This window comes from uncultured Microbulbifer sp. (assembly GCF_913055755.1).
Lineage (GTDB): Bacteria > Pseudomonadota > Gammaproteobacteria > Pseudomonadales > Cellvibrionaceae > Microbulbifer.
On record NZ_CAJXKH010000031.1, the window covers coordinates 24,551 to 36,326 of the forward strand.

Here is an 11,776-nt window from a genome sequence, read left to right on the forward strand (position 1 = left end):
ACCGAGTGAATTTTTTCCAGCGGCTCAGACCGCTTTCAATTTTTTAACCAGGCGCTGCATCCGCTCAAAGTGGCTGCCTTTCCAGTAAATCCTGCCGCAGCGGGTGCAGCGGGCGAACTCGCTGAATGCATGCCGGCTGTTTGCCGGAACCTCTGACCACACCTCTTCCTTTGCAACCTTCGCCAGTTGGCCATTGCAGACGGTACAGCGGGAAAAGGGCTGGAAACTGTTTTGCAGTTGCAGTCGCTTTACCACTTCCGTCACCTGGTTCAGCGGGCGGGTGGTGCGTACGTAATAGGCGTGGGTCAGCGCCTTCCGCTTCAGCAGTTCCAGGTCGCGTGTCAGCAGAATACGCTGTTCCTGCACCGAGATCTCCACCAGTCGCGCGTCGCTGCACTCGCCGTAAAACAGGCTGTCAAAACCGAGCATGCGCAAGTAGCGCGCCAGCCGCCCCAGGTGGCAATCGAGCACAAATCGCGATTCCCGCAGGGGATGCGGGCGCAGCCGGGTAACGCTGGAGATATCCAGGGCCTCAAACAGCGGGTATACGCTGATGCGGTCACCGTCGTCCGGGTGGAAGCCAAAGTTGACTGACTCGCCGTTCACCAGGATCAGGTCCACTTCCGTATGGGGTACACCCAGCGACTCGATGGCGTCCTTAATCGAGCCGAGCACCGCGAACTGCCGCGCGAAACTGCGCTGTTTCAGCGGCCTGGGCAGGAAGTCGTTCAGCTCCTGGTAAAAGCGAAACGTCAATGTCGGCATTGTTGCTCGGCTTGCGGTTGGCGGGGTTGGGGCTCGGTGATTCCGCTGTTGCTGAATCACCGTTATAGTAGCCGGGTAAATACAAATTCAATGCAGAATAATGATAAGAAAACTGTTGTTGGTCCTGTGTTTCTGTGCGCTGTTGCTGGCGATACTGATACAGATTCCCCCCTCTCGCAGCGTCCCTAGAGAGCCGGCCGCGCTGCTGGAGCCCCTGAATGCGCCCATTCCCGGGCATGCCAACCTGATTTCCATCCAGCCCTATATGACCTCCGCTGACTATGCGGATGCGGATCGCTTTGCGCACAAGCTGCGCGGTTATCTGCTTGCGGCCAAAAATGCCGGCTGGCTGGGAGCAAGAACCCTGGTGGTTTTTCCCGAGCATATAGGTACCTGGCTGGTGGCCGAGGGGGAGAGCTTCCTGGTGTTTGAATCCAGCCGCACCGATAGGGCACTGCTGTGGGCGGCGCTCGGTAACCTGCCGGGTTTTATACAAAACCTGTGGGGGGAGAGCGCACCGGATCCCTTTGCCGCGGCCCTGTTCCGCAGCAAGTCGGCGGCCATGGCCGCGCAATACCAGCAGGTATTTTCCGCGCTGGCGCAGGAATTCGGGGTAACGCTGGTGGCTGGCTCGGTAGTGCTGCCGGATCCCGGGGTGCGTGACAACCGGATTCACACGGGGCCGGGCCCGCTGTACAACAGCAGCTTTGTTTTTTATCCCGACGGCGCCGTGGCCGGGCCGGTGCGCAAGGTCTATCCGATCGAGAGCGAGCTGCCATTTACCCAGCCGGCATCGCAGCCGCTACCGGTGTTCGATACCCCTCTAGGGCGCCTGGCCATCCTGATCTGTGCCGACAGCTGGTACCCGGATACCTGGGCGCAAATTGGCGATGCGGAACTGGTGGCGGTCCCGTCCTTTTCCTCGCCGGATGGAATCTGGGACAGTCCCTGGGGCGGTTACAACGGCGCGCCCGCACCGCAGGATGTGGATGGCGGCGATGTGGGACGTCTCAGCGAAGGGGAAGCCTGGCGCAAATACGCCCTGGGAGGTCGCGGCGGCCACCTGCGCGGCGGGATCAACACCTTTATGCGGGGCGACCTCTGGGACCTCGGCGACGACGGCCGCACCACGGCGGTGCTGGAAAGCGCAGTGATTCAGGGGCAGCGTCGCGACAGCGCGATTATTTCCAGCCTGTGGCTGCCATGAACTGCCGATAAAAAGTCCTTTGGGCTTTTGCGGCGGGCAATCAGGACAATAAAAACCATGCGAAAAACAAATGCGACAGAGCGGGTACAGGTGGTGGTTGTGGGGGCCGGAATCGCGGGGCTGAATGCCGCCCGCCTGCTGGCAAACAAATACTCGGTAAAAGTACTGGAGGCCCGCGACCGGGTCGGTGGCCGCTTGCAGAATCATTATTTTGCCAATGGCGACAGTGTGGATGTTGGCGGGCAGTGGGTGGGGCCGGGACAGGATCGCATGTATCGCCTGATCGAAACCCTGGGCGCCAAGACCTGGCCGCTGTATGACAGTGGCGACAATCTGCTGCACCTTGCGGGTAAGCTGCGCCGCTATCGCGGCACCATTCCCAGAATCAATCCCATCGCCCTGGCGGACCTGGGGCTCGCCATGGCCCGCTTCGAGACGATGGCCAGAAGCCTGGATCCGGCGGCGCCCTGGCGGCACAAAAAGGCGGATAAATGGGATGCGGTGACCCTCGAAAGCTGGCTGCAGCAAAATTGCCGCACGCAACTGGCGCGCCAGCTGTTTGCCATCGGTATCGGTGCGGTGTTCGCCGCCGAGCCCGCGGAAATTTCCCTGCTGCACGCACTGTTTTACGCCCGTTCGGGCAATTCCCTGGAAACCCTGCTGGCAGTCACCGGCGGCGCCCAGCAGGACCGGGTACACGGCGGCACCGCCGGCCTGTGCGAAGCGATGGCACAACAGCTGGGGGAGCGGGTGCAGGTCGAGGCGCCGGTTGAGCGCGTCGAACAGTTACCCGACGGCAGTCTGCTGGTGAAACACACGCGGGGTGCGGTGCAATGTGAGCGGGTGATTGTGGCGGTGCCGCCGAACCAGGCATTGCGCATTCGTTTCCAGCCGGAATTACCCGCCTGGCGGGATAAACTGTTGCAGCGGATGCCCGCCGGTTCCTGTATCAAGTGTATCGCCCGCTATGACAAGCCCTTCTGGCGCGACGACAGACTTTCCGGCCAGGTGGCGAGCCCGGCGGGACCGGTGCGGGTAACCTTCGATAATTCGGAGCAGGGCAAGTCGTCCGGGTTGCTGATGGGGTTCCTGGAGGGGGACGTGGCGCGGCACTACGGCAGTGTCAGTCCGGCAGAGCGGCGCGAGGCGGTACTGGACTGCTTTGCGCGTTATTTCGGTGAGGCCGCGCGCAACCCACTGGAATATGTGGACAAGGACTGGAGCAGCGAGGCGTGGACCCGGGGTTGCTACGCGGCGCTGATGCCACCGGGCTCCTGGACCGGCGGCGGCCAGCGGCTGCGCGAAGCCAACGGCGCGATCCACTGGGCCGGTACCGAGTTTGCGGTGGAGTGGTTCGGCTACATGGAGGGGGCGCTGGAATCCGCCGAGCGCGCCGCCGCAGAAGTGGAACTCGCACTGCAGGAGCAATCCGGCGCAGGCTCTCCAGAACCTGTGGACACAGAAGGGAAATCGCAGCATGTGTGACACCCTGGCCCTGCGCAGCGCAAATGCCACCTGGCTGGCCAAGAACAGCGATCGCGAGCCACTGGAGGCACAGCGGGTAGAAATTGTCCCTGCGGTAACCGGGGATAGCGCGAAACGCCTGCGCTGTACCTGGATCGAGATCCCCCAGGTGCCGGATCGCCACGCCTGTATCATCGGCCGTCCCGCGTGGATGTGGGGCGCGGAGATGGGCGTCAACGAATGTGGTGTGGCCATCGGCAACGAGGCCATTTTTTCCCGCAAGGTGCGCAGGAGCGGGGTTGCACTGCTGGGGATGGACCTGCTGCGCCTGGCCCTGGAGCGTGCCGATACCGCCGACAGCGCCCTAGAGGCGATTGTCGACCTGTTGCAGCGGTTCGGCCAGGGCGGCCCTGCCGGCTATACCCAGAGGGAGTTTCGCTACGACAACAGTTTCCTGATAGCCGATAAGTCTACCGTCTGGAAACTCGAGACCGCCGGCACCCAGTGGGCGGCGCAGAAAATAGAAACCTTAGACAGCATTTCCAACGCGCTGACAATCGGTGCGGATTACCAGTGCAGCGACAGTGCGCTGGCGGCGACCCGCGTGCATTTCCGCCGCCAGTTTGATACCAGCCTGGTGCCCTTTGTCGGCGCCAGTCATAAACGCCGGGCCTGCGCGCTCACCCATTTGCGTGCGCTGGAGGCGGATACTGGGGGCTTTGCGGATTTCGCCCGCATTCTGCGCAGCCACCGCCACGGCAAACCCGGTGGCAACGCCGATTTATGCATGCACGCCGCCCCGTCACATTCTCCGCTGAAGTTCCTGCGCCCGTCACACACGGTCAACAGCATGATCGTGCGCATCGGTCACGAAGGGCCGCAGGTCGCGTTTACCGGCACCGCCAGCCCCTGCGTCAGCCTGTTCAAACCGGTGGGGTTTTCCGGCAGCTGGAGCGTGTGTGAGGCGGATCTGTGGGAGCGGCACAAGGTGTGGCTGGATAACCAGGCACTGGGCAGTGGCGGGCGCACTCGCCTGACGCAAAACATCGTTGAAGCGGAGCGGGAAATATTTGCCGCTTTGGAGGGCGGCAAGCCGCGAGAGGCAGAAAAACTGGCCGCCGATGGATTGCAAGGAATGTATGGTTGCGCAATACCGGACATTCAGCAGCCGGAAGTCTCGCTTAACCGGGCCTGATGGCAGAGGCGCATAAAAAATACCGGCCTGGGCCGGTATTTTCACAATCAGTTTTTTATTTGTGGCTACTGGCGCCTAGCGCCCGTCATCTGTCGGTATCAGCACGCCCACACTGCCATCGGCGCCCGCGCCCAGAAACAGTTCCGGTCCTGCCGCCAGGGTGTAAAAGCCGGGACCAGGCAGCGGATGCCAGGAATTTCCATCGTCAAACGAAATGTCGCTGGCGGTTTTTCCGGTGACGATACAGGTCGTTTCAATACATCCCATGGCTGTGCGCAGCCCGCGTTGGCCATTGTCGGCCAGCTGCCACTTATCCTTTGCGGACTTTGCCAGGTTGGGGTAGGTCGCGGGGCGGTTGGTGTAGTCGCCGCCCATGACAAACACCTCGCCGTCGTGGTTCAGCGAAAGACCGTAGCCGCCTGAAGTCTGGTTCTCCCGATGCAGGGGGACTTCACTCACGCGCCACGAGCGCCCGTAATCGTCGCTGGAGTAAACCCGGGCGGCAAAACCGCCGGTGGTGAACCAGGCTGTGCCGTCGGGGCCGGTAATCACGGTGTTACCGCTGGCCGCGAATGCCGCTTCCCGGTCGTGCAGTGCCGGCAGGGATTTTCGCCCAATGCGCTTCCAATTGCGGCCTCCGTCCTCGGTCACCATCACCACGTAATATCCATCCACCGGGTCCCCGAGCAGTACACCGCGATCCCGATCCCAGAAATCGATGGAATCGAAGAATCCCTTTTTGTCGGGGTTCTCGAATACCAGCTGCCATTGGCCGCCACCGTCTTCTGTCCGATACAGGCGGGACTGCTGGCCTTCGCCGACACTCATCACGATCGCGGTTTGATCGTCGAAGACCTCGATATCGCGAAAGTCCAGTTTCGAATCGGCAGGTACGGATACGCCCTGCCAGCTTTTGCCGCTGTCGTCGCTGCGGAACACCGTATTACCCGTGCCTGTGACCCAGAGGCTTGCGGGACCCACGGCGCTGCCGCGCAGTGAAGCGCCGTTTTCCAGTTCAGATACCTGCCAGTTGGGCAGGCTGTCCTGAGCCTGGGAGGGGGATGATAGTGACCACAGTGTTGTGACAAGAAGCGTCAGGAGGGTGCGAGTCGGCATTTCTGGTCTCCGCGGAAGGCTGCTGGTTGTGATTGTTGTCTGGCCCGTGGAGCGAGCTGCGGTCCACTATAAAGACGTGGAGACACCGGACACAAGCCCCGCCGCCGACGCCGCAGCCTGCCAGGCATATTGCTATCCTGTTATCAATGAGCCCCATTGCCGTATCGGGGCAGGGTAAGCGGCGCGCGAGACTGACAGAGGAAATGGGAAAATGAAACGCAATTGGTTGCTGCTGTTCGCCGTGGGGCTCCTGTTATCGGCGGGCGCAGTCGGGCAGGAAACGGAAGAAAAAACAGAGGCTGCAACTGACTCGGCGACGGAATCTGATGAGTCCGCCAAGGCGGATGATTCAGCCAGTGAGCAGCCACTGATCTGGGTGTTTCGCCATCGGCGGGTAAAGCAGTGTGACGACACGGAAATGTCGCTGGAGGAGAGTCGCATCAAACTGAAGGACGCCGGTGTGGCGGTGCATCAGTCCAGTTGTGGTTTTCGTACCGACACCGTCTTCGTGTCTGGCTGTGGTGAGCCAACGGGACAGATACTACTGCACCTGATTCGGGGCAATGCGCTGGATGCGGTGATTGATGAGGGGTATGGGCCCGCGGAGCAGGTTAAGTACCAGGTGGTGACTTGTCCTAAGATGGAAAAGTGACCGGGTGGCTGGGAGAGAGTGGTTGGGAGAGAGTGCGGCCGGACTAACCAAAAAGGCTAGGGCCTTTTTGTCCCTTCGGGCTTCGCAACCTTCGGTTGCTCGTTGTTGATTGCGCCCTGGGCGCAATCGGTCGAACCGGGGTGCAGTTGCTCGCCAGCCTCTGGTACCAAATACAAAAAAGGCCCGCGAATGCGGGCCTTTTTTGTATTTGGTACCAGAGGCCGGACTCGAACCGGCACGCTTTTAAGGGCGGGGGATTTTGAATCCCCTGTGTCTACCAATTTCACCACTCTGGCATGGGTGCGGTATCAGCCGCGGCGCGAGGCGAATGATCAATCTGGTGCCTCGGCGAGGGAGACGATTATAGCGATGGCCGTTGTGCGGTCAACCGGATTTGGCGGCGCGGGCGCTTTCCGTTACTCTTCGCGCCCTCTGACCATCTTAATCGCTGTCCACCTAAACTGATTCCATGCGCCGCCAGGATTTTCACTTCGATCTGCCCGATTCCCTGATAGCCCGCACGCCCGCCCGGGAGCGTCGCGGCAGCCGCCTGTTGTGCCTGGATGGCCCCAGCGGGACCGTCACCCACCGCCAGTTTGCGGAGCTGCCGGAGCTGATTGCCCCAGGCGACCTGCTGGTGTTCAACGACACCCGGGTAATACCGGCGCGGCTGTTCGGGCGCAAGGCCAGTGGCGGCAGACTGGAGATTCTGGTGGAGCGGGTGCTGGATGACCGCCGGGTGCTGGCCCATGTGCGCTCCAGCAAGTCTCCCAAGCCCGGCAGCGAAATCCTGCTGGAAGATGATACGCCGCTGCAGATGGTGGCCCGCCACGACGCCCTGTTCGAACTGGAATTCCCCGCAGAGGGCGCGCTGCCGGTGCTGGAGCGCCTCGGCCATATGCCGCTGCCGCCGTATATCGACCGTCCCGATGACGACGCCGACCGCGAGCGCTACCAGACCGTCTACAGCCGCAACGCCGGCGCGGTTGCCGCGCCCACTGCCGGGCTGCATTTTGACGAGGCCATGATTGAGACCCTGCGGGAGCAGGGCGTCGATACCGCATTCGTGACCCTGCACGTGGGTGCCGGGACATTCCAGCCGGTGCGGGTGGACGATATCCACTCCCACAAGATGCACAGCGAGGTGCTGGATGTGTCCGAGGCCGTCTGTCAGGCGGTGGCGGACTGCCGCGCCCGCGGGGGCAAGGTGGTGGCGGTGGGCACCACCAGTGTGCGCGCCCTGGAGAGCGCGGCCGCCTCCGGTGAGCTGAAACCCACGGTGGGGGAGACCGAGATTTTTATCTACCCGGGCTATGAGTTCCGGGTGGTGGACCGGCTGATTACCAATTTCCACCTGCCGGAGTCGACCCTGCTGATGCTGGTGAGCGCGTTTGCGGGCTACCGGCACACCATGGGTGCTTATAAGGAAGCGGTGCGCGAGCAATACCGTTTCTTCAGTTACGGCGATGCCATGTTGATCGAGAAGAACCCGGCGGTAGACCCGGCGGAAGTAGGGCAGGCCGGTGGCCAGAATGGAGAAGACTAACGTGAGTCGCCAGTGTTTTATGCAGTTCGAGCTGGACACCACCGATGGCAAGGCCCGCCGCGGCCGCCTCAAGTTTCCCCGCGGTGTGGTGGAAACCCCGGCGTTTATGCCGGTGGGCACCTACGGCACGGTAAAGGGGATGTTGCCGCGGGATGTGGAGGCCATCGGTGCCCACATCATCCTCGGCAACACCTTCCACCTGATGCTGCGCCCGGGGACCGAGGTGATCAAGGCCCACGGTGACCTGCACGATTTCATGCAGTGGCAGGGCCCCATCCTGACGGATTCCGGCGGTTTCCAGGTGTTCAGCCTGGGGCAGATGCGCAAGATTACCGAGGAGGGGGTGTCGTTCCAGTCCCCGGTGGATGGCAGCAAGGTGTTTATGGGGCCGGAGGAGTCCATGCAGGTGCAGAAGGACCTGGGCTCGGACATCGTGATGATTTTTGACGAATGCACCCCGTACCCGGCCACCAGCGACGAGGCGCGCAAGTCCATGGAGTTGTCCCTGCGCTGGGCCAAGCGCTCCAGGGACGCCCACGGTGACAGCCCCTCGGCGCTGTTCGGCATTGTGCAGGGCGGTATGTACCCGGAATTGCGCGATGTGTCCCTGGCGGGACTGACCGAGCTGGGCTTCGACGGCTACGCCATCGGCGGACTCTCCGTGGGCGAGCCCAAGGAGGAAATGGTCAAGGTGCTGGATCACCTGGCCTACAAGATGCCGGCAGACAAGCCCCGCTACCTGATGGGGGTGGGCAAGCCGGAGGACATCGTCGAGGCGGTGCGCCGCGGCGTGGACATGTTCGACTGCGTGATGCCCACCCGCAACGCCCGCAACGGCCATCTGTTCACCTTCTCCGGGGTGATCAAGATCCGCAATGCGGTGCACCGCCACGACACCCGCCCGCTGGATGAAGATTGCGACTGCTACACCTGCCAGCACTTCTCCCGCAGCTACCTGCACCACCTGGACAAGTGTGGTGAAATTTTGGGCTCCCAGCTCAACACCATCCACAACCTGCGCCACTACCAGCGGCTGATGCAGAAGATTCGCGATGCGCTGGATGCCGGTGATCTGGAAGGTTTCGTGGCAGAGTTCTATGCCGGCCTCGGTCGGGAGGTGCCACCACTGGAGGCTCAGGAGGGATAAGCCGCCAGGCGGTGCATTTGTACCGACTTTTTATCCCCGTATAATCGACCCGCCCAAAAATGGCGCCATCCTGTGATGGATGTTGCCGGTTTGGGCCGCGGGGACGGCATCTGGGCTTGTAATGGCTGCAGTGAGCCCACATATCCCCGGATATCGCATAAAACGAGCTCGCTCAGCGGGCCATTCCAACAATGAGTACAGCATGAATCGCTTCCCCATCTGGAAATATCTCCTGATCCTGATTATTACCGGTCTGGGACTGCTCTACGCGGCACCCAACCTGTATCCACCGGACCCGGCCGTACAGGTCTCCGGCCAATCCAGTGCCCTCAAAATCGATCAGGGAGTCCTCGACCGGGCTGAAAAGGCCCTGAACGAAGCGGGTATCGAATACTTTGGCGGCGAGGTACAGGAAAAGTCTGTCCTGCTGCGCCTGAAGGACATTGAACAGCAGCTCCCGGCCAAACGCGCGATCCAGGAAGCCCTGGGTCACAGCGAGTACGTGGTGGCCCTGAACCTGGCGCCGACCACGCCGGAGTGGCTGACAGGCATGGGCGCCAGCCCGATGAAGCTCGGTCTGGACCTGGCCGGCGGTGTGCACTTCCTGATGGAAGTGGACACCAACTCCATCGTCAAGACCAATATGGAAGGCTACGCCTCGGAGGTGAAGTCCAAGTTGCGGGAAGCCAAGGCGCGCTATCGCAGTGTGGACCTGGAAGACGACCGCGAAATCGTGGCGCGCTTCCGCTCGGAAGAGCTGCGCGACCTGGCTGTCAGCACCCTGCGCAAGGAGTTCCCCAAGTTGCAGCTGCAGGAAGGGGGCAGCGGCGCCAACCTGGAAGTGCGTGCGACCCTCACCGAGCAGGAAGTGAAAGACCTCGAGGACTACGCGGTATCCCAGAACCTCACCACCCTGCGCAACCGGGTGAATGAGCTGGGGGTGGCAGAGCCCATCGTGCAGCGCCAGGGGCGCAACCGCATCGTGGTGGAGCTGCCGGGTGTGCAGGACACCGCGGAAGCCAAGCGTATCATCGGCAAGACCGCCAACCTGGAGTTCCGTATGGAAGCCAAGCCGGATGCGCTGGTGACCAACAAGGAGTACTTCGAATACCGCGACGAGCGCGAGCGCAACGCCTTCGGTGGTGCCTGGCTGGAGCGCAAGGTAATCATCAAGGGCGAGCGCGTGACCAATGCCCGCGTCGGCTACGACGAGAACGGCATGCCGCAGGTGAACATCACCCTGGATGCCCGCGGTGGTGAAATGATGCACCGCGCCACCTGGAAGAATGTCGGCCGTCGCATGGGTACCCTGTTTATCGAGAGCCGCTTCCTGCCGGAGAAGTCCGTCGACGAAAACGGCAATGAAATCATTGTGCAGAAGCGTGTCGACGACAAGAAAATCATCAGCCTGGCCACGGTACAGAGCCCGCTGGGCAAGCAGTTCCGCACCACTGGCCTGGAAGCCTCGGAAGCCCAGGAGCTGGCGCTGCTGCTGCGTGCCGGTGCCCTGGCGGCCCCCATGTACTTCGTGGAAGAGCGGGTGATCGGCCCGTCCCTGGGTGCCGACAACATCAAGGTGGGTGTGACTTCGGTGCAGATCGGCCTGATTGCGGTGGTGATCTGTATGCTGCTGTTCTACCGGGTGTTCGGCCTCGCGGCGAATATTGCGCTGGCGGTGAACCTGGTACTGCTGGTGGCGGTGATGTCGATCCTCGGCGCCACCCTGACCCTGCCGGGTATCGCCGGTATGGTACTGACCATCGGTATGGCGGTGGATGCCAACGTTCTGATCTTCTCGCGAATACGGGAGGAGTTGCGCAACGGGATGCCGCCACAATCCGCCATCAATGCCGGCTTCGACAACGCCTACAGCGCGATTGTGGATGCCAACATCACCACGCTGATCGTCGCGGTGATTCTCTACGCGATCGGCTCCGGCCCGGTACAGGGCTTCGCGGTAACCCTGTCCATCGGCATCCTGACCTCCATGTTCAGTGCCATCATGGGCACCCGCGCGTTGATCAATTTGTTCTACGGCGGTCGCCGTGTTGAGAAGCTGTGGATTTAAGGAGCCGGTGATGAAAGAGACTAAAGAACAAAACGGCCGTATCACCGAATACATGGGCAAGCGGGTGTACGACTTCATGCGCTGGCGCAAGGTGGCGGCGGCAGTTTCCATCGCGCTGGTGATCGGCTCGATCGTGGCGCTGGCGATGAACGGCCTCAAGCTGGGGCTGGACTTTACCGGCGGTACCCAGATTGAGGTCGGTTACCAGCAGGCCCCGGCCCTGGAAGATATACGTACGCAGTTAAATGATGCAGGCTTCGACGGCGCGTCGGTCGTGCGTTTTGGCTCCGACAACGAGCTGCTGATCAAGCTGCCGCCGGAAGTAACGAAATCCATGACCCAGCGCAGCGCAGGGGATGAAGAGGCTTCCCAGTCGATTGGCGACAACGTCGTCGGTGTACTGCGCCAGAACACGGAAGGCAGTGTGGATCTGCGCCGGGTAGAGATGGTGGGCCCGCAGGTAGGTGAAGAGCTGCGCGACGACGGTGGTCTCGGCATGCTGTTCGCGCTGGCGGTGGTGATGGCGTACGTGGCGCTGCGCTTCCAATGGAAGTTCTCGCTGGGTGCGGTGGTGGCCCTGATCCACGACGTGATCATCGTGCTGGGCTTCTTTGCC

The 11,776-nt window shown here is 61.9% G+C and carries 10 protein-coding genes and 1 tRNA gene; 8 read left to right on the forward strand and 3 right to left on the reverse strand.

The annotated features are described in order from the left end of the window. Positions 1-24: 24 nt before the first annotated feature. Positions 25-765: a Mut7-C RNAse domain-containing protein gene (locus QZ511_RS07415; RefSeq protein ID WP_295801214.1), complete on the reverse strand. Its 741-nt coding sequence runs from the start codon at positions 763-765 to the stop codon at positions 25-27. A gap of 115 nt (positions 766-880) precedes the next feature. Between QZ511_RS07415 and QZ511_RS07420 the strand changes: the two genes are divergently transcribed. Genes QZ511_RS07420 through QZ511_RS07430 form a run of 3 tightly spaced genes read left to right on the forward strand, consistent with a single transcriptional unit; the run spans position 881 to position 4,631 of the window. Next, entirely contained in the window at positions 881-1,972 is a 1,092-nt protein-coding gene (locus QZ511_RS07420; RefSeq protein WP_295801217.1) for a carbon-nitrogen hydrolase family protein, read from the forward strand. Positions 1,973-2,029: 57 nt separating this feature from the next. Further along, positions 2,030-3,457, forward strand: a complete 1,428-nt coding sequence (locus QZ511_RS07425) for a flavin monoamine oxidase family protein (RefSeq protein WP_295801220.1) — start codon at positions 2,030-2,032, stop codon at positions 3,455-3,457. Beyond that, positions 3,450-4,631, forward strand: a complete 1,182-nt coding sequence (locus QZ511_RS07430; protein ID WP_295801223.1) for a hypothetical protein — start codon at positions 3,450-3,452, stop codon at positions 4,629-4,631. Before QZ511_RS07425 ends, QZ511_RS07430 begins: the two co-directional genes overlap by 8 nt. A gap of 75 nt (positions 4,632-4,706) precedes the next feature. On the opposite strand, the gene QZ511_RS07435 is transcribed toward QZ511_RS07430, so the two are convergent. Beyond that, positions 4,707-5,747: a YCF48-related protein gene (locus tag QZ511_RS07435; protein ID WP_295801226.1), complete on the reverse strand. Its 1,041-nt coding sequence runs from the start codon at positions 5,745-5,747 to the stop codon at positions 4,707-4,709. A gap of 211 nt (positions 5,748-5,958) precedes the next feature. On the opposite strand from QZ511_RS07435, the gene QZ511_RS07440 reads away from it, so the two are divergent. Then, a complete protein-coding gene (locus QZ511_RS07440; RefSeq protein ID WP_295801229.1) occupies positions 5,959-6,399 on the forward strand; it encodes a hypothetical protein in 441 nt (146 codons plus the stop codon). 209 nt (positions 6,400-6,608) lie between these two features. On the opposite strand, the gene QZ511_RS07445 is transcribed toward QZ511_RS07440, so the two are convergent. Then, positions 6,609-6,695: transfer RNA gene (locus tag QZ511_RS07445), tRNA-Leu, on the reverse strand. Between the two features lie 173 nt (positions 6,696-6,868). Between QZ511_RS07445 and queA the strand changes: the two genes are divergently transcribed. The 4 genes from queA to QZ511_RS07465 all read left to right on the forward strand — a co-directional run. Next, positions 6,869-7,945: a tRNA preQ1(34) S-adenosylmethionine ribosyltransferase-isomerase QueA gene (queA, locus tag QZ511_RS07450; RefSeq protein ID WP_295801231.1), complete on the forward strand. Its 1,077-nt coding sequence runs from the start codon at positions 6,869-6,871 to the stop codon at positions 7,943-7,945. A gap of 1 nt (position 7,946) precedes the next feature. After that, on the forward strand, positions 7,947-9,092 hold the full coding sequence (gene tgt / locus QZ511_RS07455) for a tRNA guanosine(34) transglycosylase Tgt (protein WP_295801245.1): 1,146 nt from the start codon (positions 7,947-7,949) through the stop codon (positions 9,090-9,092). Between the two features lie 202 nt (positions 9,093-9,294). Beyond that, complete coding sequence (gene secD, locus QZ511_RS07460; protein ID WP_295801233.1) at positions 9,295-11,160, forward strand: protein translocase subunit SecD; 1,866 nt, start codon at positions 9,295-9,297, stop codon at positions 11,158-11,160. Between the two features lie 10 nt (positions 11,161-11,170). Next, positions 11,171-11,776 (forward strand): protein translocase subunit SecF (locus QZ511_RS07465; protein WP_295801239.1); only part of this gene is annotated, 606 nt, incomplete at its 3' end.